This is a genomic window from Streptomyces sp. NPDC051243 (assembly GCF_044455405.1).
Lineage (GTDB): Bacteria > Actinomycetota > Actinomycetes > Streptomycetales > Streptomycetaceae > Streptomyces.
In genome coordinates this window covers 90525-115140 of sequence record NZ_JBITES010000010.1, presented here as the reverse complement: position 1 = coordinate 115140, position 24616 = coordinate 90525, and the positions used below count along the sequence as shown (strand labels likewise).

At 69.3% G+C, this 24616-nt stretch carries 22 protein-coding genes and 4 pseudogenes; 17 read left to right on the top strand and 9 right to left on the bottom strand.

Going from position 1 to position 24616, the window contains the following annotated elements:
- Positions 1–5: 5 nt before the first annotated feature.
- The 3 genes from ACIBAG_RS25600 (at position 6) to ACIBAG_RS25590 (ending at position 3969) form a co-directional block, all read left to right on the top strand.
- The gene (locus tag ACIBAG_RS25600; protein ID WP_399107860.1) at positions 6–1511 is read left to right on the top strand and encodes a NuoM family protein; all 1506 of its coding nucleotides are present in this window, start codon (positions 6–8) and stop codon (positions 1509–1511) included.
- Entirely contained in the window at positions 1508–2926 is a 1419-nt protein-coding gene (locus ACIBAG_RS25595; RefSeq protein WP_399107858.1) for an NADH-quinone oxidoreductase subunit N, read from the top strand. Before ACIBAG_RS25600 ends, ACIBAG_RS25595 begins: the two co-directional genes overlap by 4 nt.
- Before the next feature lie 281 nt (positions 2927–3207).
- Entirely contained in the window at positions 3208–3969 is a 762-nt protein-coding gene (locus tag ACIBAG_RS25590; RefSeq protein WP_399107856.1) for a hypothetical protein, read from the top strand.
- Positions 3970–4194: 225 nt separating this feature from the next.
- Here the strand turns inward: ACIBAG_RS25590 and ACIBAG_RS25585 are convergent, their stop codons facing one another.
- Entirely contained in the window at positions 4195–5100 is a 906-nt protein-coding gene (locus ACIBAG_RS25585; protein WP_399107854.1) for a transposase family protein, read from the bottom strand.
- Positions 5101–5316: 216 nt separating this feature from the next.
- Positions 5317–6207 carry an NAD(P)-dependent oxidoreductase gene (locus ACIBAG_RS25580; RefSeq protein WP_399107852.1) on the bottom strand — a complete coding sequence of 297 codons (891 nt, stop codon included), beginning with the start codon at positions 6205–6207 and terminating at the stop codon, positions 5317–5319.
- Between the two features lie 184 nt (positions 6208–6391).
- On the opposite strand from ACIBAG_RS25580, the gene ACIBAG_RS25575 reads away from it, so the two are divergent.
- Complete coding sequence (locus tag ACIBAG_RS25575; RefSeq protein ID WP_399107850.1) at positions 6392–6721, top strand: winged helix-turn-helix transcriptional regulator; 330 nt, start codon at positions 6392–6394, stop codon at positions 6719–6721.
- An 83-nt stretch (positions 6722–6804) separates the two neighbouring features.
- Positions 6805–6891 (top strand): annotated as a pseudogene (locus ACIBAG_RS25570) (IS5/IS1182 family transposase); the annotation flags it as partial.
- A 549-nt stretch (positions 6892–7440) separates the two neighbouring features.
- Here ACIBAG_RS25570 and ACIBAG_RS25565 read toward each other — a convergent pair.
- A complete protein-coding gene (locus ACIBAG_RS25565; protein WP_399107848.1) occupies positions 7441–8031 on the bottom strand; it encodes a TetR family transcriptional regulator in 591 nt (196 codons plus the stop codon).
- A gap of 73 nt (positions 8032–8104) precedes the next feature.
- On the opposite strand from ACIBAG_RS25565, the gene ACIBAG_RS25560 reads away from it, so the two are divergent.
- The 7 genes from ACIBAG_RS25560 (at position 8105) to ACIBAG_RS25530 (ending at position 13834) form a co-directional block, all read left to right on the top strand.
- Entirely contained in the window at positions 8105–8947 is an 843-nt protein-coding gene (locus ACIBAG_RS25560) for an SDR family NAD(P)-dependent oxidoreductase (protein WP_399107846.1), read from the top strand.
- A complete protein-coding gene (locus ACIBAG_RS25555) occupies positions 8944–10371 on the top strand; it encodes a coniferyl aldehyde dehydrogenase (protein WP_399107844.1) in 1428 nt (475 codons plus the stop codon). The genes ACIBAG_RS25560 and ACIBAG_RS25555 overlap by 4 nt, the downstream gene beginning before the upstream one ends.
- Positions 10372–10560: 189 nt before the next feature.
- A complete protein-coding gene (locus ACIBAG_RS25550; protein ID WP_399107842.1) occupies positions 10561–10692 on the top strand; it encodes a hypothetical protein in 132 nt (43 codons plus the stop codon).
- A 48-nt stretch (positions 10693–10740) separates the two neighbouring features.
- Positions 10741–11553, top strand: a complete 813-nt coding sequence (locus tag ACIBAG_RS25545; protein WP_399107840.1) for an SDR family NAD(P)-dependent oxidoreductase — start codon at positions 10741–10743, stop codon at positions 11551–11553.
- A gap of 371 nt (positions 11554–11924) precedes the next feature.
- Entirely contained in the window at positions 11925–12830 is a 906-nt protein-coding gene (locus tag ACIBAG_RS25540; RefSeq protein ID WP_399107839.1) for an NmrA family NAD(P)-binding protein, read from the top strand.
- Positions 12831–12890: 60 nt separating this feature from the next.
- Complete coding sequence (locus tag ACIBAG_RS25535; protein WP_399107837.1) at positions 12891–13376, top strand: DUF317 domain-containing protein; 486 nt, start codon at positions 12891–12893, stop codon at positions 13374–13376.
- Positions 13377–13492: 116 nt separating this feature from the next.
- A complete protein-coding gene (locus tag ACIBAG_RS25530) occupies positions 13493–13834 on the top strand; it encodes a hypothetical protein (RefSeq protein ID WP_399107836.1) in 342 nt (113 codons plus the stop codon).
- Between the two features lie 58 nt (positions 13835–13892).
- On the opposite strand, the gene ACIBAG_RS25525 is transcribed toward ACIBAG_RS25530, so the two are convergent.
- Positions 13893–15233: a Fic family protein gene (locus tag ACIBAG_RS25525; RefSeq protein ID WP_399107834.1), complete on the bottom strand. Its 1341-nt coding sequence runs from the start codon at positions 15231–15233 to the stop codon at positions 13893–13895.
- Positions 15234–15489: 256 nt separating this feature from the next.
- On the opposite strand from ACIBAG_RS25525, the gene ACIBAG_RS25520 reads away from it, so the two are divergent.
- A complete protein-coding gene (locus ACIBAG_RS25520) occupies positions 15490–16554 on the top strand; it encodes an LLM class flavin-dependent oxidoreductase (RefSeq protein ID WP_399107832.1) in 1065 nt (354 codons plus the stop codon).
- A gap of 651 nt (positions 16555–17205) precedes the next feature.
- Here the strand turns inward: ACIBAG_RS25520 and ACIBAG_RS25515 are convergent.
- The 4 genes and pseudogenes from ACIBAG_RS25515 to ACIBAG_RS25500 all read right to left on the bottom strand — a co-directional run bounded on the left by ACIBAG_RS25515 (position 17206) and on the right by ACIBAG_RS25500 (position 19292).
- A complete protein-coding gene (locus tag ACIBAG_RS25515; RefSeq protein ID WP_399107830.1) occupies positions 17206–17535 on the bottom strand; it encodes a hypothetical protein in 330 nt (109 codons plus the stop codon).
- Between the two features lie 65 nt (positions 17536–17600).
- Positions 17601–18185 carry an antibiotic biosynthesis monooxygenase gene (locus ACIBAG_RS25510; protein WP_399107828.1) on the bottom strand — a complete coding sequence of 195 codons (585 nt, stop codon included), beginning with the start codon at positions 18183–18185 and terminating at the stop codon, positions 17601–17603.
- A 188-nt stretch (positions 18186–18373) separates the two neighbouring features.
- A pseudogene (locus ACIBAG_RS25505) lies at positions 18374–18562 on the bottom strand (multicopper oxidase domain-containing protein); the annotation flags it as partial.
- Positions 18563–18869: 307 nt separating this feature from the next.
- Positions 18870–19292, bottom strand: a complete 423-nt coding sequence (locus tag ACIBAG_RS25500) for a WD40/YVTN/BNR-like repeat-containing protein (protein ID WP_399107826.1) — start codon at positions 19290–19292, stop codon at positions 18870–18872.
- A gap of 829 nt (positions 19293–20121) precedes the next feature.
- Between ACIBAG_RS25500 and ACIBAG_RS25495 the strand changes: the two genes are divergently transcribed.
- A complete protein-coding gene (locus ACIBAG_RS25495; protein ID WP_399107825.1) occupies positions 20122–21330 on the top strand; it encodes a hypothetical protein in 1209 nt (402 codons plus the stop codon).
- Between the two features lie 64 nt (positions 21331–21394).
- On the opposite strand, the pseudogene ACIBAG_RS25490 reads toward ACIBAG_RS25495, so the two are convergent.
- A pseudogene (locus ACIBAG_RS25490) lies at positions 21395–22310 on the bottom strand (LysR substrate-binding domain-containing protein).
- Between the two features lie 29 nt (positions 22311–22339).
- Here ACIBAG_RS25490 and ACIBAG_RS25485 point away from each other — a divergent pair.
- The 3 genes and pseudogenes from ACIBAG_RS25485 to ACIBAG_RS25475 all read left to right on the top strand — a co-directional run.
- A pseudogene (locus ACIBAG_RS25485) lies at positions 22340–22558 on the top strand (LysE family translocator); the annotation flags it as partial.
- Positions 22559–22631: 73 nt separating this feature from the next.
- Positions 22632–23021, top strand: a complete 390-nt coding sequence (locus ACIBAG_RS25480) for a LysE family translocator (protein WP_399108308.1) — start codon at positions 22632–22634, stop codon at positions 23019–23021.
- Between the two features lie 273 nt (positions 23022–23294).
- Positions 23295–24578, top strand: coding sequence for an MFS transporter (locus ACIBAG_RS25475; protein ID WP_399107824.1), 1284 nt, complete (start codon positions 23295–23297; stop codon positions 24576–24578).
- Positions 24579–24616: the final 38 nt, after the last annotated feature.

Below are 24616 nucleotides of genomic sequence, written 5' to 3'. Positions count from 1 at the left end.
CCCGCGTGCTGACCGTCCTCGTCTTCGTACCCGCGGCCGTGGCGCTGCTGCTGTTCGCCCTGCCTCGTCGTACGACACCGCAGGTGTTCCGGGCCCTGTGGGTGGTGACGTCCGCGCTCGAACTGGCCCTGGTCATCGCCATGTGGGCCGGGTACGAGGCCGACGGCGGCATGCAGTACGAGCAAAGCGCCCGATGGATTCCCAGCGCCGGTGTCGGCTACCACGTCGGTGTCGACGGTCTGTCGCTGCCGATGATCGCGCTCACCTGCCTGCTGTTCCTGGCCTGTGCGCTGTACTCGCTGCGCGAGGACCGCCGTATCCGCGATTTCGCCGCGCTGTTCCTCTTCCTGCACACCACCTGCCTGGGTCTGTTCGCGGCCTTGGACCTCATCCTGTTCTTCGTCTTCTTCGACCTGTCCATCGTGGCGATGTACTTCGTCATCGCCGGATGGGGCCACCGCCAAGCGGGCCGTGCCGCGCTGAAGTTCTTCCTCTACACCTTCATCGGTTCGCTCGCGCTGCTGCTCGGCTTCATCGGCCTGTACCTCGCCGCGTCCCCGCACACCTTCGACATGGTCGAACTGACCGAGCAGAACCCGCTGGCCGGGCGCTCCGTCTACGGCGCTCTCGTGCTGCTGGCCGTGGTCGTCGGCCTGGCGGTGAAGACCCCGACGGTGCCCTTCCACACGTGGCTGCCGCCGGCCCACGTCGAGGCGCCCGCGGCCGGATCCGCGATCCTGGCCGGGATCCTGCTCAAGATGGGCACCTACGGGTTCGTACGCATCGCCATGCCGATGCTCCCCGAAGCCTGGCGCCGCTATGCCGTGGTCCTGGTCGTCATCGGCGTCCTCTCGGTCCTCCACGGAGCCCTGGTCGCCCTCGCGCAGACCGACTTCAAACGGATGGTCGCCTACACCTCCGTGAACCACATGGGCTACATCGTGCTCGCGGTCGGTGCCGCCGCGGCGACCGCGGACACCTCCGAGCAGGCCCGCTCCCTCGCCGTCACCGGAGCGGTGACGCAGATGGTCAGCCATGGACTGCTCACGGGTGCGCTGTTCCTGCTCGCCGGGGTGCTGTACGAGCGCGGGCGGACGTACGACATGGGTTCCTATTCCGGAGTCGCCGCCGTGGCGCCCGCGTTCGCCGCCATGACCGGCGTCGCGGCCTTCGCCTCGCTCGGGCTGCCGGGATTCTCGGGCTTCATCGCCGAGTTCCAGATCTTCACCGGGAGTCTGGGCCCGCGACCCTTGGCCACGGCGCTCTCGGTCCTCGGCATCCTCCTCACCGCCGGGCTGTTCCTGCGTGCGCTGCGGCAGGTCTTCACCGGGCCACTGCGCCTGCCCGACGCGCCGGGAACGCCACGCGCGTTCCCCGACATCCGCGCGCACGAGAGCCTGGCCGTCGTTCCGCTCCTGGTCCTGGCCGTCGTTCTCGGCGTGGCTCCCCGCTTCCTCCTCGACGTCATCGAGCCGGCCTCCCGGTCCGTCCTGGAGTTGCTCGCCCGATGACCGAGATGAACGAAAACCCGCTCGACCTCCTGCCCGAGGTACTGCTGGCCGCCTCGGCTGTACTTGGGCTGCTGTTCGGCGCTTGGCTGCCGCGTGCCCGGCAGTGGCTCGTGGGTGTGTTGGCGGTCGTGGCGTGCGTGGCCGGGATCGCCGCCGCGTCGGTGGCCGCAGCGGAGCCCGCCCTGACCGCCTTCGGTGAGGCATTCTCCGTCGACCCGGTCACGAGTACCTCCCGGATCGTGGTCCTCGGCGGCACGCTCCTCGTTCTCGGCGTCTCCTTCCGTCCCCTGGGAGGAGATGCGCGGGAGACCGAGTTCTACGTCCTGGTGCAACTGGCGGCCCTCGGCGCGCTGATGATGGCCGGCGCCCAGGACCTGCTCCTGCTTGCCGCCGGCTACCTGCTGGCGAGCATCCCCTCCTACGCCCTCGCCGGGTTCCGCAAGGACGGACCGGGCACCGAGGCAGCCCTCAAGTTCTACGTGATCGGTGCCTTGTTGGGCGTACTGATGCTGACCGGGATCACGGTCCTGTACGCGACCGGACGCGGCACGGGGTATCCCCTCCTCGGGGAGGCGTTCCGCGACGCGCCCAGGGCACTGATCGCCACCGGCGCCATAGGGCTTCTGGCCGGAGTGCTGTTCAAGGCCGGAGGCGTGCCGGCACACTTCTGGGTGCCCGACGCCGTGCAGGGCAGCAGCCCACCGGTGGCAGCGCTCCTCACCACGCTCCCGAAGATCGGCGCACTCGCCGCGCTCTTCCGCCTCGGCGAGGTGGTCTTCGCGGACAGCACCCTGCCGTGGGCCGCACTCGTCGCTGTGCTGGCCGCCGCGTCCATGACGCTCGGCAACCTCGGAGCGTTCTTCCAGCAGGACGTCAAACGGCTGCTCGCCTACTCGACTATCAGCCAGGTCGGGTACCTGCTCATGCCCATTGCCGTCGCGGGCCGTTCGGACCTCGCCCAACAGGCGCTGCTGTACTACCTGGCGGCGTACGCGGTCACCAACCTCGGCGCCTTCGCCGTGGTCTGTGCCCTCCCCCATTCGCACACGGTGGACGACTACCGAGGACTGGCGAAGGAACACCCGCTCCTGGCGGCAAGTCTCGTCGTCTGCCTACTCGGGCTCGTCGGCACCCCACCCACGGCGGTCTTCCTCGGCAAACTCGAGGCGTTCAGCGCCGCGTTCGACGGCGACTACGCCTGGCTCGTCGCTCTTGCCGCCGCCAACACCGTTGCGTCCCTGTTCTACTACCTGCGCTGGATCGTGCCCGCGGTCTCCCGAAGCGGCTCTCCACAGCCCGTTGAGGGCAACCGTACGGCGCGCGTCATCGCGTATGCGGCAACGGCGATCTCACTCGGCCTCGGTCTGGCGGGCGGACCGGTCCTCGACGCCCTTACAGGTCCCATCAACCGCTGACGGCGGCGCTCCCCCCGGCTGCACCTGACAGCACATCAAGACGATTTCTTTGCGGTCGCGCTCATGACAAGCCTGGCGCAATTCCCTTAACCTGCATGCGGTTCGGCACCACGAACCGACTGGAGCCCCACCGGTACGCCTTGTCGCATGCCGTCCAGCCTGAACAGTCAGTCACACCGCACCACCCGCACGGTAGTTCGTGACCTTGGCTGGGCTGTCGACGAAGGGGCTCATCCGGGGTCGCGTGTGGCTTTCATCCCCAACCACTGAGGAGACCCCTCGTGCGTATGAAGCTGCTCGCCGCCGTCACCGCAGCGACCGCCGCCACCCTGACGTTCAGCACCACCGCCCAGGCCAATCACTCGTGGGGCGGCTACCACTGGGCCCGCACCGCCAACCCGTTCACGCTCAAGCTCGGCGACAACCTCTCCTCCACCTGGAAGAGCTACCTGAGCACCGCCTCCACCGACTGGTCCAAGTCCAACGTCCTGGACACCACCGTGGTGGCCGGCCAGTCCTCCGCCCGCCGCTGTGCCGCGACCTCCGGCCGGGTCGAGGTCTGCAACAACACCTACGGCAACAACGGCTGGCTCGGCATCGCCTCCATATCCGTGACCGGCGGCACCCACATCACCGCGGGAACGGTCAAGCTCAACGACACGTACTTCAACACGGCGACGTACAACACGCCGTCCTGGAGATCCCTGGTGACCTGCCAGGAGGTCGGGCACACCTTCGGCCTCGACCACCAGGACGAGGCCTTCGACAACCCGAACCTGGGCACCTGCATGGACTACACGAGCAACCCCGACGGGCCGCCCAGCAACCTCCACCCCAACCAGCACGACTACGACCAGTTGGCGAGCATCTACGCCCACCTCGACTCGACCAGCACCGTCGACCAGTCGGCGGCCGTGCCGCAGGTCGGCAACGACAAGAGGAGTTGGGGCAAGCGCGTGGCGCACTCCGCGCACGGTGACACCTATGTCCGCGACTTCGGAGGCGGCAAGTCGGTCGTCACGTTCGTGATCTGGGCGAGCTGACGGCCCGAGGACGAGTACGGGAAGCGCCTCGCCGCCTCACGGGCACCTGCGGGCTCATCGGGTCCGTGCGGCAGGCAACCGCCCAGTGATCCACAACGCCCCCGGCGCCCTGTTGGGTGTTGGGGGCGCTTGTTGTTCTACACAGAGTTCACTGGGGACGCTGCGCCCTAACGACCTCGTGCACGGTTGGCCGTGGCTCGTCGAGAGTTGCGGTCCTGACAGTGGTCACGCTTGAACGCGGCGGGATGGAGCGGCGGTCTGCTGGTGCGAGAGCAGTCCAGCGACGGCTTGGACGATGTCGCTCATGTGCTCGCGACGGCCAAGATGGCGGGCAAGAGCCCGCCAGTTCTTCAAGTGCGCGATGCCATGCTCGACGCGGATACGCCGTGAAGAGTGCGCTTTGCGCTGGAGTTCGTGCCGCTCCTCGTACCAGGTGGGAGCGTTCTTCTTGAACTTGCGGTGTGGCGGCGTGACCACCCGTCCGCCGGTCTGCGCGCCCATGCCCTGGTAGCCGGCGTCCGCGAGGATCTCCATGAACGGGCCATCGGCCAGGAGCTTGACCAGTCCCAGCTGCCGGGCCTGGGTGATGTCGGCGCAATTGCCCGGCCGGACCGGGCTGCAGTACAGCAGCCGCCCTTCGGCGTCCGTGAGGACCATGGCCTTCACGGCGTTCTGCTTGGTCTTGCCGGAGACGAACTTGTCCCGGTCCTTGCGGCCTGCGGCCGGGCGCCGCACACGGATCTCCGTGCCATCGGTGATCCCGGTCTGGCCGTCGGCACCCAGGTGCTCGATGACCTCGGCGAGAGTGCGCAGCCGGATGCCCGGTGCGACGGTGCAGCCCCGCCGCGCGAGCAGGGGCCGCACCTCGCCGATGGCGCGGGTGATGGTGGAGCGGTCCACGCCGAACCAGCAGGCCAGCACGTCATGAGTGGTGCCATGGCGCAGACTCACCAGCGTGGCCAGCAGCCGGTCGACGAAGACGAACTTGTGCTTCGCTCCGGCTCCTACAGCCCTACGCCGCGGCCGAGCCGTGAGCCGAGCCTGATGCTGCTCGTGCCACAACGGCCCTACCTCAGCGATGAGTTCAGCGATCACATCCGGCGACAGCCCAGTGACCAGATACTCCGCCACGATCAGCTCACGCGCCCCAGCCCCCACATGCACGTTTCAACGAGCTACCTGAGCGACGAGCCACGGCCAACCGTGCACGAGGTCGTAAGGGGTGTCCCGTAATTGAGCTGGTGGTGCACGGCAGGGACGGGCTTCGTCTCAACGAACCGTTCTGAGCTCGAGTGTGGGCGACAAAGATGGTGTTTGTCAGGACACGCAACTGTGTGCCGTCCTGGGCTATCCGGTCTGCCCAGGGTTCTTGAGGATTTCTGTCAGTGCAGAGATGCTGTGGCCGCCGTGGCCGGCTTCGACCGCTCGCTCCAGCAGGTCATGAAAGGGCTTGTGCCAACCCATGTCGAGGTTCGCTTCCTTGCCGAGTTCCTCGTCATGGGCAGCTCCGGCCAGGAAGAGGTTTACGGAGGAGGCGGGCTTGCTGTAATCGCCGCTGTCGATCTCCTCGGCGAGGACCGGCAGTACCGAGTTGATCATTTCGAACCACTTGATGCTGAACCGAACCATTGAGGCCGCCGTGAGGCCGCGGGCCTGCATTGCTGCCGCGCCCTGGAAGAAACCGACGAGCGCGGGCAGCAGAGTGCCGCCCACCGCCATCTCGTAAAGGGCGGCGAGGTCGGCGTCGGCACCGAGGTAGACGGTGTCGCCGCCCAGCACCCGCAGTGTCGAATCGAACTCCTCGAAGACGCTCTTGTCGCCGCCGTAGTACAGGAGGGTGTCTTCGGCGCCCACGGCGGATGGCACGTTCTTGATCGCTCCGCCGAGGAAGCGTGCTCCGTGCCCAACCGCCCACTCGGCCATCTGCCGGGCCCCGGCTGGTGAACCGCTGTTCAGGGTCACAAGGGCCCGCCCTTTGAGCCCGGCAGCGCCCGCTTCGAGGGCCTCGATGGTGTTTTCGTAGGTGGTTAGGCAGGCGATGACCAGCGGACTCGCCGCGATCGCCTCGTCCATCGTCTGCGCGTGAACGGCACCCTTGGACACGAGCGGCGCGGCCTTCGGCGGAGTCCTGTTCCAGACGGTGGTCGGGTGTCCGGCGTCGATGAATGCCTCGGCCAGTGCACTGCCCATCGAGCCCAGCCCGACGACAGTCACGGGAGTGCGGTGATGCCCGGTCATACGTTGCTCCTGCCTGAGACGGATCTTCCTGAGCGTCTGAAACGGCATCAAACGCAGTTCACACCGCACGGAGTTGTCGCGATCTCGGTGTGATGCCTGCTCCATGCTGTGGGCGCACCAACACTTCTGCAAGTACCTACAATTTTGTCTGGTACCCACATTTTTGTTAGGAGGAGTGCCGCTGATGAAGAGGCGCAGCTATACCTGCGGGCTGGACGCCGCCATCGACGTCATGGGAGGGAAATGGAAGGGGCTGATCCTGTTCTGGCTCGGCGAAGGGCCGCTGCGCTTCGGCGAGTTGCGCCGGACAGTGTCCGGTATCAGTGAGCGGATGCTGATCCTGCAGCTGCGGGAACTGGAGGCCAGCGGCCTGGTGCACCGCGAGGTCCATCACCAGGTCCCACCGAAGGTGGAGTACTCGCTGACCGACTTCGGTCACTCGCTCATCGCCGCTCTCGCCCCACTCGGCCAGTGGGGCGAGGAACACATGGAGCGCCTCGAGGCCCTCCCGTGAGCCCGGCACGCAGGAGGCAGTCGGGATCGGCGCCGCTCTCACTGGCACCCTGTAGGTGATCTCGAAGTGGGACGATCCTGGTCGTGGCAGGAGTGATCACGGCATCAGAGTCGTCCTGGATAACCCCGTTCAGCGGGCTGAGCCCGCGCAGCTTCAACAAGCTCAGGACGCCACCGAACTGGCCCAGCTGCGGACCGACGTCGAGCACCTCGTCCGCGCTGTCAACCAACTGACCGCGCACAACCGGCAGTTGCTCCACGCCCTGTCCCAGCCCACCTCCCCGGTCCGAGCGCTGCCAACGCAACCGCACCCGGACTCGAGCCACTGAGTTCCTGCGCGCGTGGTAAGCCTCCTGCCGCTCGGCTTCGACACCCTGCAAGCGCGCTGACCCGGTTCTCTCCTACTCGCGGCGGGCCCCGCCACCCCTGGTCAAGCGCGGCCCGCCCGGCGGGCTACAGGTCGACGACGCGGAGGCTCCACCGGCACGAGCCGGCCCCCGGAGGCCCAGCTCGTTTTACGGCACCCACACGGTGGACATCGACGGCGAGCCGACCACGCTCGATGCCGACGGCTACCGGCCGCTGCGGCTACCCGCCCAGGGCTGACCTCTGGCCGCGCGGCCTACGGTGGCCGGATCGTTCGGTCCTGCTGGCGCGGGTTAGACGGTTCGGGCCCCGGTTCCCACGCCGACGCGCGTGGTGGAGCTCGATGCGGTCATTTCAGGTGGGGCGGCGGATGGCCTGTACGGCGGTGTCGTAGAGGTCGAACATGTCGGCCTGTCCGCCCAGGCGTACCCATTCCTCGTTGGCTGCCTGCAGGCAGACGATCGCCGCGGCCGCGATCGCGCGGGCTTGCAGGGTGCGGCGGTCGGAGTCGGGCAGTCGCGGCTCGATGTGCGGTGCGAACAGGTCTTGCCAGCGGGCTTGCTTCTCGGCGTGTCCGGCGCGCAGGGAATCGTTGCCGAACAGCAGCGTGATGAACTCCAGGCGCCCTTCGGCTGTCATGTCGATCTCCTCGAGCACCTGGAACGCCGCGCGTAGCGCCGTCCAGGCATCCTCCTCGGCCGGGCGCTCGGCGAGGCGCGCGGCGATCAGTTCGCCCTGTTCGTCCAGGCCGCTGAGCGCGAGGTCTTCCTTGTTGCGGAAGTAGTTGAACAGGGTCCGCCGGGAGACGCCCGCGGCTGCGGCGACCTCATCGAGGGTCGTGTCGTCGAAGCCCTTGGTGGCGAAAAGCTCGATGGCGGTCCGGGCCAGCAGTGATCGGACCACGGAGCGGGTCTGTTCCCGGATAGGTGTCGGTTTCTGAGGCATGCACCGATGGTACTTCGCCTCACACCATGCATCTACTTGCACTCAGTGCAAAAGCGTGCGTAGAGTGAATGTCATGAGCGACATCGACTACCACCGCCAGACCGTCATCGTCACCGGCGCCAGCTCCGGCCTCGGCGCCGAATTCGCCCGCCAGCTCGCCCGCCGCGGCGCCAACCTCGTGCTCGTGGCCCGCCGTGCGGACCGGCTGGAGAGCCTGGCCGCCGAACTCACCCGCGCCCACGGCGTCACCGTGACCACCGTCGCCCGCGACCTCGGCCGGCCCGACGCCGGCCGCACGCTGCGCGCCGAACTGGAGTCCCGCGGCATCTACGCCACCGGACTGGTCAACAACGCCGGCTTCGGCACCCACGACGCGTTCACCGACGAGGACCCCGACCGCCTGCAGAGCATGATCGCGCTGAACATCAGCGCGCTGGTCGACCTCAGCCGCGCCTACATCGACCCGCTGACCTCCGCCGACACCGGCATCCTGATCAACGTCGCGAGCCTGCTGGGCTTCCAGCCGACCCCCTACATGAGCGCCTACGGCGCCACCAAGGCCTTCGTCCTCAACTTCACCGAATCGCTGTGGGAGGAGGCCCGCGGCACCGGTCTGCGCGTCCTGGCCGTGAACCCTGGCGCCACGAAGACCGAGTTCTACGACGTCGCCGGCAGCTCCGCCGACTACGGCACGAAGCGGGCAACCCCCGAGCAGGTCGTGAAGATCGCCCTCGACACGCTCGACCGCAGGTCCGCGCCCCCGTCAGTGATCACCAACGGCCGGCCGGTCGCTCTCCTCGGAAGGCTCCTGCCGCGCCGCTCGATGGTCCGGCTCATGGGCTGGATGGACCGCCGCCAGCGCCCGCAGCACCCCATCGCCCCCGCCCTCATCAACAGCCAAGGAACACGATCATGACCAGCACCGACATCACCAGACAGCCCACCGACGCGGAGCGCTTCAACCACATACTCCAGACCCAGCGCGCCGCCTACCTCCGCGACGGAGCGCCCTCCCTGGAGGCGCGGCGCCGCGATCTGAGCAGGTTCAAGGCGGCCCTGATCGCCCGGCGCGGCGACATCGAGGAGGCGATCGACGCCGACTTCGGACACCGCTCGCGGCACGAGAGCGCGCTGATGGAAGTCGTGGGTGTCGTGCAGGGCATCGACTACCTGCACCGCAACCTTCGCCGGTTCATGCGCCCGACCCGCCGTCACATCGAGCTGCTGCTGCGCTTCGGCAGCAACCGCATCGAATACCAGCCGCTGGGCGTGGTCGGCGTCATCTCGCCGTGGAACTATCCGGTCAACCTGTCGCTCATGCCCGTCGTCACCGCCATCGCCGCCGGCAACCGCGTCATGCTCAAGCCGTCGAAGCTGACCCCGGCGACGAACGCGGTGCTCGCGTCGATGCTCAGCGAGCTCTTCCCGCCGGAGCAGGTCACCATCGTCAGCGGCGACGGCTCTGCGTTCTCCTCCTTGCCGTTCGACCATCTCGTCTTCACCGGCAGCACCGAGGTCGGGCGAGCCGTGATGAAGGCGGCCAGCGACCACCTCGTCCCCGTCACGCTGGAACTCGGCGGCAAGTCCCCGACCATCGTGGCCAAGGGACACGTCCGGGACCAGGCCGTGGCCGACATCGTCTTCGGCAAGCTGCTCAGCGGCGGGCAGACCTGCATCGCCCCCGACTACGCCCTGGTCCACGAATCCGAGATCGACGCCTTCATCGCCGCCTACGACAGACTGGTGAAGACTGCCTACCCCGACGGCCCCACCAGCGACGACTACACCTCGATCATCGACGACAAGCAGTACAAGATCCTCACCGACCTGATCGAGGACGCCCGCGCTCACGGGGCGCGGATCATCGAGGTCGGACACCGGCCGGGCGACGCGGACGGCCGTCCGCACACCCTCGCACCGACCATCGTGCTCGGCGTCACCGACGACATGCGCATCGCCCACGAGGAGATCTTCGGCCCCATCCTGCCGATCTTCGGCTACCGCGACATCGACGACGCCATCGACTACGTCAACGCACGGCCGCGGCCGCTCGCGCTCTACTACTTCGGCGACAACGGCCCCGACCGGCGCAAGGTCCTTGACCGCACGACCTCCGGCAACGTCACCGTCAACGGCACCATCATGCACGTCGCCCAGGACGACCTCCCCTTCGGCGGCGTCGGCGCCAGCGGGATGGGCAAGTACCACGGCATCGAAGGCTTCCGCACGCTCAGCCACCCCAAGGGCATCTACGTACAAGGCCGCTGGAACGCCACCCGCCTGCTGCGCGCCCCGTTCAACAAGCGCACCGAAACCCTCCTCAACTTCCTCCTCCGGTGAAGGAGGCAGCGCCGACGCCCGCCGCTCCTCAGCACCCCCTGCACAAGTGCGGCCGTCCGTTCGGCGAGACCGTCAGAGGATCGGCGGAAAGGGTGTCCACCCCGAGCGGCGTCGAACGCCAGGACGCACGACCGCCCGTGCAGCGGCCCGGGCATGGCCGAGGCACACACCTCCGCAACGAGGCCCCCGATGGCTGATCACGACCTCGTTCCCGTCACCGGGGACACCTCAAACGTCACGACCATCGCCCAGGCGGGCTCCGAGCCCGCCTCGGCAACAGATGAGCACTCGATGACGGTCGCCGACCGTCGCAAGGATTGAAAGGAGAAGGGAGGAGGTACCCGCGAGGGCACCGTGTCCCCGACCGCCATGAACAAGATCGACTACCGTACCCAGACCACATTGATCACCGGGGCGAGTGCCGGACTCGGCGCGGAGTTCGCCCGCCAGTTCGCCGAGCGCGGCTCGAACCTCGTGCTGGTGGCCCGCCGCGCGGACCGACTTCAGGCCCTGGCCGACGAGCTGTCCGCGAAGCACCAGGTCACCGTCACGACGGTGCCGTTCGACCTCACCGTGCCGGCCGCGGGTGATGCGCTGGCCAAGGAGGTGGCCCGGCGTGGGATCACCGTCACCAGCCTCGTCAACAACGCCGGCTTCGGCACCCACAGCCCGTTCCGCCAGGAGGACCCGGCGCGCGTCCAGCAGGAGATCGGCCTGAACGTGGCCAGCCTGGTCGACGTCACCAGGGCGTTCATCGGCCAGCTGACCGGTGTCCTGGTCAACGTCGCCAGCTCCCTCGGGTACCAGCCATGGCCGAACGCCGCCGTCTACGGGGCGACCAAGGCCTTCGTGCTGAGCTTCACCGAGGCGCTGTGGCAGGAATCGCGAGGGACCGGGCTGCGCGTGCTCGCTCTCTCCCCGGGTCCGACCCGCACCGAGTTCTTCGACGCGGCCGGCTCCGACGACATGGCCCGCGGTGTCCGGCTGCAGACGCCGAGTCAGGTGGTCACGACCGCACTGCGCACGCTGGACCGGCGCAACCCGCCGCCCAGCGTCGTCTCCGGCACCTTCAACTGGGTGATGACCCTGACCTCGCGCTTCACCACCCGCCGAGCCAACGTTCTGGCCTTCGGCGCGATGACCCAGTGGCAGATGCGCTCGAGCCGACCCGGCCACCACTGACCCCCTCCGGGCCACCGCCACACCACATCGACAAGCGCCCCCTCGACGGCCTCCGGGTGGCGCCGAACATCGTCCATCGCCCTTCCCGGCCGTGCTGGTGACCGTGGAGAGCCCCGACTTCTGCTTCGGCGGCGCGACCTCGATCTGACCGCAGGCGACGCCGACCGATCTTCATACGAGCACCAGCCCGCGCGGGCACGGTGCCCATCCCCTTACCCACGGCTCGCCGTGCCCGTCACCGAGCCGATCCCGCATGGGAATCATGGCCGGCCGTTCGGCGAGGACCGATCGGCGACGCCGAGCACCAACACTGCCGCCCGTGCAACGGCCAGGACCTGGCCGGGGCGAACACCTCCGAAAGGAAGCCACCGATGGCTGATCACGACCTTGTCCTCGTCACCGGCGCCGGCGGCATGGGCCGCCTCGTCACCGAGCGGCTGCGCGCGCAGAACGTGCCGGTCCGCGTCCTGATCCGCCGCGAGGACGAGCGCGCGGCCGAGGTGAGGGCATGGGGCGCCGAGGTCGTCACCGGGGACCTGACCCGGCCCGAAACGGTGGCGGCCGCGCTCGACGGCGTCCGCCGGACGTACTTCGGGCTCAGTGTGTCCCCGGACCACCTGCTGGCGGCGACCGTCATGGCCACGGTCGCGAAGGCACACGGCGAACTCGACCTGCTGGTGGACATGTCGCAGATGACGGTGTCGCAAATGACCGCCACCAGCACCGCGGAATCCCACCAGCAACGGCTGCACTGGCTGGCGGAGCAGGTGCTGGACTGGTCGGGCCTGCCCGTGGTGCACGTGCGCCCGACGACGTTCCTCGACAATCCGCTGTTCACCGCCCTCGCGGCGCGCTCGATCCGCGAGAACGGCACGCTGGCGCTGCCGTTCGGGACCGGACGCACCTCGCCAGTCGCCGCCGACGACGTCGCCCAAGTGGTCGCAACCATCCTGCGCAACCCCGAGGAGCACGCCGGGAAGGTGTACGAGCTGACCGGACCGCGGGCGCTCGACATGACCGAAGTAGCCCAGGAATTCTCCAAGGCGCTCGGCCGCACGGTGACCTATCTGGACGTCCCCCTGCAATGGTGGCGTACAGAGGTACTCGCGAACGCGGGCCTGCCGCAGCACACCGAGCAGCACATCGCGACCATGGCGCAGCTGCACCGCGCGAACCGTTACGACAGGGCGACTATCGACGTCGAGCGCATCACCGGTAAGCGGCCCCTGACGGTCGAGGAATTCGTCGCCGTCCGCAAGGACTTCTACCTCGGCTGACTGCCGCAGGAATCCCAGGAGAAGGGGGCATCACCGAAATCGCCGTCGGGCACCTCGACGGTGGGCCTGAAAGGCAAACGGCATACCGATATCCAGCAGCGCCCTCCTGGGCGACGGCCAGCACCAGATTTGCTGGACAGTGACGCCCCACTAACGCAACACGCTGGACTTGACAGGGAACGGACCTGGTCGGACGAGACGACCCACGCCATCCACGAGTCCCAGACCCTGCGCAGCGAGCGCGTCCACGAAACACCTGCCCACGAGACCGCGTGGACCGTGGCCGCTTACGAGACACCCGTATCCGACCGCATGTGGGTCCTCACCGTGACCGACGCCACCCCCGCCCCGGTGATAGAGGAGCTTCTCAATCACCTCGCCGACGGCAAGGGCTGGGACACAGCCATCGGCGCCCCGGTGGACGAGAAGATGGTCACCGCGGCCACGCAGCCCCCCGGCACCCGGCGGCGGCACGTTCGTCGAGATCGCGTCCTCGGCGGATCCGCCGGGCCGTCGCACGGGCATGCGTGGGACCTTGCTCGGTGAGGGCGGGCTGCCCCGGCTGGCCGGCACGTTCAGCCGGGGGGAGAAATGGCCGGTCCTGGTGGCGGTCAAGGAGGGCGCCGACTAACACGCTCCACCTCTACCGCGACGGCCGCCTGGTGGCCGCCCACGCCTGGTGGGCCGACCCGGCCGAGATGCCGACGCAGCAGGAGGCAGTGGAGCGGGCGACCACGCTGGCGGCGGCCTACGGGATGACGGATTACCGCCCCCTCACCGCGGTCCTGCGCGGCACCGGCGATCCGCGGCACCACCTCGACGAGGCGTTCACGGCGCTCGGGCCACCCTCACTCCCGGCCGGCTTCGGGCGTCGCACCGAGCCGCTGTCCGAACTGCCGGGTGCGCAGGTGGTGGAGCGCCGGTCCTTCTTCCGGGCGATGAAGGAGTCGCTGTCCTCGGGCAGCGGCGGTGCCTCCGGCGGCGAGCTGCCCCCGCTGTCCTGACGCGGTCCACCGCACCATGCGGTTGCGATCCTGGGGCACACCAAGCCCCGCTGCCCCGCTAGGAACGGGGGGACGCGGCGCTGCGGCGCGTCTGTTCGAGGTGGATGTCGATGTACCGGGTGAGGATCAGCGCATCCTGGGGCTCGTCGGCCTGGAAGGTGACGCGGCGCAGCAGGCTGACCCCGTCGAGTACGACGCCTTCGCGGGCGAGGACGAAGACGAGGGTGAGGAAGGCGGCCCGTGCGTTGCCGTCGTCGAAGGGATGGAAGAAGCAGACGTCGAGGCAGGCACGTGCGGCCCGGGCGGTCAGGGGAAGTGGCCGCCCGGCGTCCTTCGCACTGTCGGCCAGGCAGGCGTCCAGGCGGGCGCGGGTGTCAGCGCTGATGCCGTAGCGTTCCCTGCCCCCCTTGGCGAAGGCGGGCATGCTGCGGAACGGCGGCGGCTGCGGTGTGTCCAGGACGTGTTGCTGCCATCGCTGGATCAGCTCGAAGTCGAGGCAAGCGCCGCGCGCCGCGTCGGCCCGCAGCAACTCCAGTGCAGCGAGCAGGCCCTGGGCCCGAGCGGGGTCCAGGGCGCCGTCGAAGGCGCGGATGTCCTCCGCCGCGCCGTCGCGCGACAGGGTCAGCGGTTGGCCGCCGCCGTCCGGGGCCTGCTCCCACGGCACGGCGTCGCGTACCGCGAGCCAGCGCTGCAGGTGGTCCGGCGCGGGCCCGGCGGATCGTGCGCCGTCGTCCGGTCGCAGCGATCGTGCGAGGCGCTCCGCGACGTCCTCGACCAACACCGGGTCGGGGCCGGTCCAGCTCTGGAAGCGCCCCCCGACCGCCTGATCGACCAGCTCCTGCGCGAGGTCGGCTGCGACGCCCCAACGGCTGAGGAACCAGGACAGCACCTGATGGCAGTGGCCGTACCAGCCGCTGCCGCAGCCGGTGCGGTCGACGACCTGCAGGATCAGGTTTCGGGCGGCGCGGTCCCACAGGATCCGCTGGTCCTCGACGTCTGCCAGATCCAGCGGGTACGCCTCGAACCACCCTGCGAGGCTCTCCAGCCACGCCCGCCACTCGCACAGCGCCGCGATGACACGGTCGAGCGTCTCCTCGGGGGTGGTGATCGAGTCCCGTGGGCAGCACCAGTTCCCGACCGGCCCTCCGTCGAAGTCCCCTTCGTCGTGCGCCCAGCGCCAGCCCACGACCCAGCGGCCGTAGTGCTCGCCAAGGGCGTGCGACATGGCATCGGCCCAGGGCTTGCCCTCCTCCCAGCTCCAGGCACTCATCGCCGGGTCACCGAAGGGGATCTCGGGACGACGGGGCACCCTCCGGGCCGGCTCGAGCGACCGCACCACCTCCGCAGCCGATGTGCTGTCGAAGGGGTGCCGGGCGGGGTCCACATCGTCCCAGCTCATATACCCAAGGGCCAGTTCGACCATCACCGCGCAAGCCTGCCATGTCCACCCGAGTGCGGTTCAAGTGGATGCACATCGAAGCTCCGTCGCGGGCAGAGGACTTGGGAAGGTCATCTGCATCAACCGGGCTTCTTTGCGTCAGGCACGGCCGCCGCGACCTGCGACGCTACAAGATCACGCGACTCCGCAACGACCCTGCGCCGGGACCTGTCATGCTGAGCAAGTTGGTTTCCATCCGCATACCTTGGAGGTTGTGATGCGTGCAGGCATCGTCGTCAGCGCGCACCCCGGAGTGGAAGACCTCGCCGTGCGGGCCGAGGAGTTGGGCTTGCACAGCTTCTGGGTCAACGACACCCCGATGGTCCACGGCGATCCCTTCATCGCCTTGAGCCTGTGTGCGAAGGCCACCAGCCGCATCAAGCTCGGTATCGGCGTGACCTCGCCGGCGCTGCGCTCGGCTCCGGCCGCTGCGAGCGGGCTCGCCAGCCTCAACGCCCTGGCACCGGGCCGGATCATCTGCGGCGTCGGCACCGGAAACACCGCCCGGCGCACCCTGGGCATGCGGCCGACCACGGCGGCCAGGCTGGAGAACTTCATCGCCGCACTGCAGGACCTGTGCGCCGCACGCTCGACCGAGTACCGCGAAGGTGACCGGGTCCGCGACATCCGGTTCCTGCACACCGGGGCACACGTGAACACCGCCGACCCGATCGAGTTCGTCGTGGCCGCGCTCGGGCCGCAGGCCGCCGCCGTCGCCGGCCGCCGCGGCACCGGCCTCATCTCCTTCGGCCTGCTGGACCCCACCGCCTGGCACGCGCTGCACGAAGCCCGCCGCCACACCGCCCAGGACACACCCCGCGACCCCGACTCCCACACGGACTCCTACGTCGTCACCTCGCTCCACATACTCGACGAGGACGACGACCCCCACGGCGACGCGGCCCTGGACGCGACCGGCCACCTCGTCCTGTCGCTGCTGGCCTTCGCCGCCGACACAGCCGCCGAAAGACCCGCATTCGCCGAGCAACTCAGCCCTGAGGAACGCGAGGCGGTGCGGCGGCTCCTCGACCGGCGAGGCACCACCGCCACCGCGCCGGACCGGCACACCAAGCTCTACCCCAACTACCTCGGACGCATCGCACCACAGGACCGGGACCTGGTTCTGCCCTCGCTGATGAACACCCTGGCCCTGGTCGGCACCCGCGACGACCTCCTCGCCCGCATCGCCACCCTGGAACAGGCCGGCATCGACGAACTCCTCATCCAGCCGGTGATCGACCCGCCCACCGAGATGGCCCAGCTCGCGAAACTCCTCGCCTGAGTGGACCCGAAGACCACATTGCGGCTGATGCCCACCGCAGTCAGCAGGATCAGGACCGCACGCCGGCGCGGCGGCAAGTGCTGCAACGCGGCCAACAGCGCCAGACCCAGGCCGCCGCGGGCCAGGACGACGACAGCCGTGTCGCCGACGGCCGCGCACAGGCCGTGCGCGAGGTGCTGAACGGGGTCGTCGCCGCCTTGGTTCTGTTCACGAGAACCGGCTCTGGTCCACTTCTTGTGACGCCGTCGCGGTGAGTGATCAATGGGACGAACTTGCCGGCTGCTGGCAGATCACGGGGAAAGCGCAGAGGAGCCATGTATTCGATCTGACCAGCACCCACACCTCGGGCAGACCGCACGCCTGGCCGTCGCCCGGGCCTCGATCCTGACGACCGTGTCGGTCACCTCGACCGACTCCACGGACACACCGTCGATCGAGGAGAACAGCAGGGTTCATCCAGCTGCGGCAGCACTTCGTTCACGGCGAAGGACTGTCGACTACACCCCATTCCAGCCGAGCGATTTTCGGGCGACCTCAACCGGCATGACGCGGAGATCAACAGTCACCTTGCGTACGCGACCACAAGAAGTGGACCAGAGCCGGTTCTCGTGAACAAGGCCACCGCCTGTCGCTCCGACGCGGCGGTGGTGATCAGCACAGGCGGCATCCGGCTGCCCGGCGAGGGCGAGCTGCCCACCGAGCGCCGCCGCGCCACCTGGGTGCTGTCCCGGCACGACTCGGTGGACGTGCCACGTCGCCGAAGCCGGCCTCGGCGCACAGACGGCGTACGACCGCCTCGGGCATACCGCACGTCCCGAGGGCGGCTCCGCCGCTCGCGAGGGACGTGGTCATGCAGTAGAACACGCTGAACCCGTAGAACATCGAGGCAACGGGGCCCACATTGTCCTCGGGGAGGTCCTCACAGTTGATCTCCAGCATCAGGTAGTCGCCGTCGTCCTTGACCGCACCCTTGGCGGACAAGGGCGCTCAGCTGCGGTCCCTCCCGTAATCGATCTTCAGACGAGCCGCGGAGACCGAACCGCTGACTAAGGCGAGGGCGGGGGATAGAGCCACAGTCGCAGCAGTCGGCTGAGGCACGGCATCAGCACATAGGTCAGCGTGGGCAGCAGTGCCGCCGGGAAGATCACCGCGCGTAGCGGCAGCGGCCAGCCGGTCGTGTGGGGCACGAGCAGCCACTGCACCAGCAGAACGAGCGGATAGGCCGCGAGGAACGTGGTCAGCACCATCTTCCAGCGGGGCGGGGAGTGGACCGTCGTGCCGGGCAGGCTGAACCAGCTCTCCATCCCGGTGGTCGACTGCCGCTCGCCGCTGATCTCGGTGGCGATGCCCTCGATCCGTGCGTGCCACTGCGCCCGTTCCCGGGACGTCAGCCACTGCGACAGCCGCTCCGGGTCGGCGAAGTGCACCACCGCGTGGAAGCGGTGCCCGCCTTCGGGGCGCAGCCAGGCGACCCCCTGGTTGCCGGGGAACCGCGACGCGATACGGGTGATGCCACGGGTCCACTGCTCGAATTCGGCTTCCCTGCCGGGGCGCACCTTCCAGGTGAAGACCGCCGTGACCGGTTCGGTGCACTGGGTGCTGTGGTCCGAAGGGAGAGCGCTGTGGTTCATACGGAACCGCGTGCCACGGACCGGGCCGGTCATGCCCCGCGCAGGTCACCGCCTTCCTGATCCGGTCCCCGCCTTCCCGCGGCGAGAACGCCACGAACTCCCGATCCGAGTCGACGGCCCGCCGCCCACGTCCCAGTGCCGGGGCCGGCCGAACGGGCCGACCCCGCTGCCAGGCCCTGCGCCGGCGGTCAGGCCTCATAGGCGACCAGTGCCATCATGCCGACCTCTGCGTGGTATGAGTTGTGGCAGTGCAGCATCCACTGGCCGGGGTTGTCGGCGTCGAAGACGACGGACAGCTTCTTCTTCGGCAGCACGATCGAGGTGTCCTTGCGCGAGCCGCTGGCCCCGAGCTGGTAGGTGTGACCGTGCAGGTGCAGCGACGGCTGCTCGCCCCGCCCGACGCGATCGTGGTGTTCGTCGCCTCCCTGGCCCTCTCCGTCTGGGACAGGACTCGCGTGGGAGGTGCCAAGCGCCGGGCCCATGCGGCGGGAGGCAACCGGAGCCGCCGTCGCCCGCCGGGCACGTCACCGGGAGCGGCCCTGACGGTCCATATCGGCATGGGCGGCACTATGTGCGCCATGCTCGTCATAATGGCCGCCTGACCGCCCGTCGCCGGCCCTCCCCTCCGGCGTCACGCCGCTCGGAGAGTCTCGCCAGGCCTTTCAGGTCGCGGCACTCGACCGATCAGTGGCCTCCGCTCGATGTGACGGCCAGGCGCTTCTTGAACGTTCTGCCGCCGTCCTTCGACCCGAACACCCCGGTTCGAGTGGCGGCGAGGACGTGCTCGGCGGAGACAGCCGTGAGCGCCTGCGGCTGACCGCCCGGCACGATGGAGACCGTCTTCCACGTGCTGCCGCCATCCGTACTGCGGTTCAGGCCGCCGGAGGTGTCGATGCCGTAGAGGGCGTCCTTCATGCTCCATGAAAGGAAGGCCATCACAGGCTTGCGCCCTTGGGCGAAGGTCTTCCCGCCGTCGCTGCTGCGGGCGACTCCCTCGGCCGTGGTGGCCAGGATGACGCCGGGGTCGGTGGGGCTGACCGCTATGTCCAGGGCTTCGAGCTGGGCCCCGTCCTTCCAGGAGACGCCGTCCTTGGTTGTGCGGACCACGCCCATCAGCCGTCCCGCCCCGGGACGCGATCTCCGCGCGCCAGTGCTCCCATCCTCCGCCGGCACTCGGCGGCGTCGACACGGCCATGCATCAGCAGGCCGACCAGCCACCGCTCCGCGGCGGCCAGAGCGGCCCGGCACCCCCGCAGCCTCGCCAAGGGAGGGAGCCGCGATTCGCCATGCGCCCATCCCGCCCGGCCTCCGTCCTCGGCGTTGGACGGCCTTGATGACGGCAGCCGCCTCGTCCCTGTTCACCCACCACTCCGGCACCTCGGGCGGCGCCGTCCCCGTGTTCCCATGGGGCCTGATCATTCCCGCCGGCACCGGATCAGTGCCAGCCTCTCACCACCGGACGACCGGCCTGTGACGTTCTCCGGGTCCGCCTCCGTTCCACCGTGAACGAGACAGCACAGAGACACGACCGCCAAATCGAAGAGCACGGACTCGCCGATTCTCGACCGAGGCGGCGGGAAGCGGCCCGCGTCACGCCTGCGCGATTGCTCCGGCACGCAGGAACTCGCCACGACGCGGAGCCTCCAACACGGTGTAGCCGGAGTCGGCCACTGGCCGCAGTGGCCGACGTTGCCGGCGTGCGGCGCGCGTATCGGCATCTTCTGGCGGAATTTCCTACTGCGGTGCTGACCCCTGGCACTACACCATCCGGTGGCTTATGACCGCTACAGGGTTATTCATATCACCTTATTTCCTATCCATTCCACTGTCCGGCTCTTGGTGCTGACCACCCGTCATGAGGCCCTGAACCAAGTCGAGGAGAGTGGAGACAATGACAACATCGCCGAGATGGCGATCTGTTCTGACGCCGGCGGCCATGGCTGCCGCACTCGCCGCAGCCGCGCTGGGGAGCGCCGGCCCCGCCGGCGCCCAGGACCACACCACCCCCTACCCGCCGTACCCGGCCAAGCCCGCCCACCCTGCGCATGTGGCGAAGCCCGCGTATCCGGTGCACCCGGGAAAGCCGGTGCACCCCGGAAAGCCGGTGTACCCGGTCAAGCCTGAGAAGCCCGCGTATCCGGTCAAGCCCGAGAAGCCGGTATACCCCGTCAAGCCCGAGAGGCCCGCTTACCCGGTCAAGCCCGAGAAGCCGGTGTACCCCGTCAAGCCCGAGAAGCCGGTGTACCCCGTCAAGCCCGAGAAGCCGGTGTACCCCGTCAAGCCCGAGAAGCCGGTGTACCCCGTCAAGCCGGTCAAGCCTGTGCTTCCCGCCAAGCCTGAGCTGCCGGTCAAGCCGGTGAAGCCCGCCTACCCGGTGAAGCCGGAGCTCCCGGCCAAGCCCGTGCTCCCGGTCAAGCCGGTCAAGCCGGAGCTCCCGGCCAAGCCCGAACTGCCGGTCAAGCCGGTGAAGCCCGCCTACCCGGTGAAGCCGGAGCTCCCGGCCAAGCCCGTGCTCCCGGTCAAGCCCGAACTGCCGGTCAAGCCGGTCAAGCCAGAACTCCCGGTCAAGCCTGTTCTCCCCGCGAAGCCGAAACTCCCCGCCAAGCCCGCCTACCCGGTCAAGCCGGAACTCCCGGCAAAGCCCGTGCTCCCGGTCAAGCCGGTCAAGCCGGAACTCCCGACCAAGCCGGTCCTTCCCGCCAAGCCGGAACTGCCCTCCAAGCCTGCACTCCCAGAGAAGCCCGCGATCCCCGCGAAGCCCGCGATCCCCGTGAAGCCGGCGATCCCCGCGAAGCCCGCTCTGCCCGTCAAGCCGGAACTCCCTTCCAAACCTGCACTCCCTGCCAAGCCGGAGCTGCCGTCCAAGCCTGCCATCCCCGCGAAGCCGACCAAGCCGGAACTTCCTTCCAAGCCCGCCATCCCGACCAAGCCGGAGCTGCCTTCCAAGCCCAGCAAGCCTGCACTCCCCTCCAAGCCGGAACTCCCCTCCAAGCCGGCCATTCCCTCGAAGCCGGAGCTGCCGTCCAAGCCCTCTCTCCCCGCCAAGCCGGAACTCCCTTCCAAGCCCTCCAAGCCTCACCACCACAAGAAGTCCGACCACCACGAGAAGTCCGACCACCACGAGGACTCCAAGAAGCACGGCTGATTACCCCAGCCAGGAAAGTTTGACCCTCTGCCGGGCCCGGGTATCCGGGCCCGGCACTTCCCTGTCAGCCTGCGGCTGCCCGGTGGAGGGCGTTCCGGCAGGCCAGGACTCCTGGATGGCGGCCGCGGCCTCGGCGTACGACGGTGAACACTCGGCGTTTGCGTTGGCCGCGAGGGAGTTGCCGCAGGGGGACCGTGGGAGGTTGCCCGCTCCAGACGAGGTCGGGGAGGAAGGCGGCGGCGTGCCGCTGCTCGACCAGGCGGACGTGGAGGAGAAGGTCGGTGGTCTCGAACCGTACGTCGGGTTCGAAGCCCGCGTTGCGGCACAGGGTCATGGCCCAGTGCCGGGCTGCCGTGCCTTCCGGTTCCATCACCCAGGGATGGTCGGCCAGCGAGCGCAGCGCCGCCGGCAGGGTGTCGGCGGGGTCCGTGACCGAGCCGTCGGAATGCCCGGGCAGCGCGAGGTGGAGGGGGTCGTCGAGCGTGTCCTCCTCTTCGAGTCCGGCGGGCCGCGGGTTGGGGTTGCCGGGGTACTCCTCGGCCAGGACCAGGTCGAAGTCACGGGCCTGCAGGGCGGGCAGAGCCCTTTCCGGTTCCATCTGCGTGATGTGGACGCGCAGGTGCGGGTGCAGTTCACGCAGCAGGCCGAGCGCGGTCGGTACCAGGGTCAGGGCGGCCGTCTGGAACGAGGCGATGCGCAGGGTGCCGGTCAGGTCGGTCAGTGAGGCGGCGATGTCCGCCTCCGCGCGCTCCAGGCGTTCCAGCACCGCCTCGGTGTGGGCCACGAGGATCTCCGCCTGCTCGGTCAGCCGTACCCGCCGCCCGACCGGTTCCAGCAGCCGTACGCCGACCTCGGCCTCCAACTGGGACAGCTGCTGGGAGACCGAGGAGGGGGGGTTAGGAAAGGGCCGCGGCGACCGCCGCCGGCGTGCCGCGGTGCTTGAGTTCGCGCAGCAGGCGCAGTCGGTGCAGGTCGCACATCGCCAAGAACGTTTCCTTCTCGAGACGCCATGCTGACCCACCTCACCGCCGCACTCGGTGTGCTCGGCCTCCTGACGGTCATGCCCGGACCCGACATGGCCGTGGTCACGGGGCGTGCCGTCGCGGTCGGCCCCGGGGACGCGCTGCGCACCGTGGGCGGGATCGTGACCGGGTTGGGTCTGGGCATGCTCACCGCGGCCGGCCTCGCGGCGGTGCCGGCCGCTTCGCCCGGGGCGTACCTGGCCGTCGAGCTCCTGGGCGCCGCCTACCTCGTGTTCCTGGGCGGGCAGGCACTGTGGCAGCACCGCCGCATCGCAGCCCATACCTCTGCCCCACGCCCCCCTGCCCCACACGCCCCTGCCCCACACGCCCCCGCCACTGTCGGGAACGCCTGCCCCACACGCCCCCGCCACTGTCGGGAACGCCTGGCGCACCGGCCTGGTCACCAACCTCCTCACCCCGAAGATCGCCGTCTTCTACACCGGACTGCTCCCCACCCTCGCCCTGCCCCGCCTGCCCGCCACCTGGGCGATGACGCTCCTCGTACTCCTCCACGCCGTCCTCACCCTCGTCTGGCTGGGAGGCTACGTGCTCCTCCTCTCCAAAGCCGCTTCGGTCTTGGAGAGGCCACGGGTCCGCCGGGTGCTCGGCCGGACAACCGGCGTCGTGTTGATCGGTTTCGGTCTGACGGTCGGGGTTGCCGCGCGCTGAGCCGCGCTGACCTGGCAGGTCCGCGCAGGCCAGGCACTTCCCCAGGGTCATCCACGGCATGGATGGATCGGATCCGGGATTCGGATCGCCCGGAGGATGGCGGCGGGGAATCGGACGGCCCATAGTCGTCCTACCCGCACGCCGCTGTCCGGACCAGCCGCTGGGGTGCGGTCGCCCACCGCGTCCGACGTGTGGGCATCCACATGCATGCCGTGCGCCGTCGGCGCCCGTGAAAGGCATGCCCGCTCCCGCACACCGTCCCCTGGAGTCGCCATGCCCGGTTCCGTGTCCCCGCCCCCGCCCGCCTCGGCGGTCGACGACGCCGCGCCGCCGCCCGTCGCCGTGTCGGGCCCCGCTCATCTGCTGCGCGTGACCCTGCTGATGGCCGGGAGCTGTCTGCCCATTCTGGGTGCCGTGCTGATCGCCCCGGTGCTGCCGAAGATGCAGGACCACTTCGCCTCGACCCCGGGCGCCAAGGCGCTCGTCCCGCTCGCGCTCACCGTGCCGGCACTGTCGCTGGCGCTGCTCGCTCCGTTCGCCGGGGTGATCGTGGACCGGCTGGGACGCAAACGGCTGCTGATCGTCACCACCGTCCTGTACGCCGTGTTCGGCACCGCTCCGCTCTGGCTGGACTCGCTGGGCGCGATCATCGCCAGCCGGGCCCTGGTCGGGGTCGCCGAGGCCGCCATCATGACCTGCTGCACGACCCTGATCGGCGATTACTACAGCGGTCACCGCCGGGTGAAGTACCTCGCGCTGCAGACGATGTGCGCCTCCGCGTCGGCCACCGTCTTCTTCGTGCTCGGCGGAGCCGTGGGCGCGGCGGGCTGGAAGGTGCCCTTCTGGCTCTACGCCGTGAGCCTGGTCCTCGCGCCGCTGATGGCCTCCGCGCTGCCGAACCCGGCGGCCCGCGCGGCCATCGACGAAGCCGCAGCCGGAGCCTCAGGCCCGACGGCCCGACGTCCCTTCCCCTGGCGGCGACTGGCGGGAATCTGTGCCCTCACCTTCTTCGGGGCGATGGTCTTCTACACCGTCCCGGTGGAGATGGCGTACCTGCTCGACGACCTCGGCGTGGAGAACACCGGGGTGATCGGTCTGGCCACCGCGATCGCGAGTGCCGCCACCGTGGGCGGGGCCGTCGTCTTCGCCCGGTCGAAGCGCTCGCCCGATCCGCTGCTGCCCGGCGTCTTCGCGCTCTGCGCGGCCGGGTTCGGGGTGATGTTCCTGGCGGGGAACGTGCCGCTGCTGGTCGTCGGAGCGGTGATCAACTGTCTGGGGACGGGGATGCTGCTGCCCGCCCTTCTCACCAGTGCCATGTCCCGGCTGGCGTTCGAGGACCGTGGCCGGGGGACGGGGCTGTGGATGGCGGCCTTCTTCGGGGGTGAGTTCGTCTGTCCGCTGGTGCTGCTCGCCGGGGAGTCGGCGGTCGGCAGCCTCGCGGGAGCGGTGGGGGTGCTGGGGGTGGCTGCGGCGCTGCTTGCGGCGGGGTTGTGGACTGCCGGTCGGCGGCGGGCCGGGACGGTCGATGCACAGCCGTTGCCGGAGCGACTGGCCTGACGGCAACGCGCGTTGAGGCGTGGGGCGGTATCGGCTTG

Excerpts from the sequence above, each read along its gene's own strand:
- ACIBAG_RS25595 (WP_399107858.1), top strand. The coding sequence starts at position 1,508 with ATGACCGAGATGAACGAAAACCCGCTCGACCTCCTGCCCGAGGTACTG.
- ACIBAG_RS25580 (WP_399107852.1), bottom strand. The coding sequence starts at position 6,207 with ATGACCGGGCATCACCGCACTCCCGTGACTGTCGTCGGGCTGGGCTCG.
- ACIBAG_RS25575 (WP_399107850.1), top strand. The coding sequence starts at position 6,392 with ATGAAGAGGCGCAGCTATACCTGCGGGCTGGACGCCGCCATCGACGTC.
- ACIBAG_RS25565 (WP_399107848.1), bottom strand. The coding sequence starts at position 8,031 with ATGCCTCAGAAACCGACACCTATCCGGGAACAGACCCGCTCCGTGGTC.
- ACIBAG_RS25560 (WP_399107846.1), top strand. The coding sequence starts at position 8,105 with ATGAGCGACATCGACTACCACCGCCAGACCGTCATCGTCACCGGCGCC.
- ACIBAG_RS25555 (WP_399107844.1), top strand. The coding sequence starts at position 8,944 with ATGACCAGCACCGACATCACCAGACAGCCCACCGACGCGGAGCGCTTC.
- ACIBAG_RS25550 (WP_399107842.1), top strand. The coding sequence starts at position 10,561 with ATGGCTGATCACGACCTCGTTCCCGTCACCGGGGACACCTCAAACGTC.
- ACIBAG_RS25545 (WP_399107840.1), top strand. The coding sequence starts at position 10,741 with ATGAACAAGATCGACTACCGTACCCAGACCACATTGATCACCGGGGCG.
- ACIBAG_RS25540 (WP_399107839.1), top strand. The coding sequence starts at position 11,925 with ATGGCTGATCACGACCTTGTCCTCGTCACCGGCGCCGGCGGCATGGGC.
- ACIBAG_RS25525 (WP_399107834.1), bottom strand. The coding sequence starts at position 15,233 with ATGAGCTGGGACGATGTGGACCCCGCCCGGCACCCCTTCGACAGCACA.
- ACIBAG_RS25520 (WP_399107832.1), top strand. The coding sequence starts at position 15,490 with ATGCGTGCAGGCATCGTCGTCAGCGCGCACCCCGGAGTGGAAGACCTC.
- ACIBAG_RS25510 (WP_399107828.1), bottom strand. The coding sequence starts at position 18,185 with ATGAACCACAGCGCTCTCCCTTCGGACCACAGCACCCAGTGCACCGAA.
- ACIBAG_RS25495 (WP_399107825.1), top strand. The coding sequence starts at position 20,122 with ATGGCTGCCGCACTCGCCGCAGCCGCGCTGGGGAGCGCCGGCCCCGCC.
- ACIBAG_RS25475 (WP_399107824.1), top strand. The coding sequence starts at position 23,295 with ATGCCCGGTTCCGTGTCCCCGCCCCCGCCCGCCTCGGCGGTCGACGAC.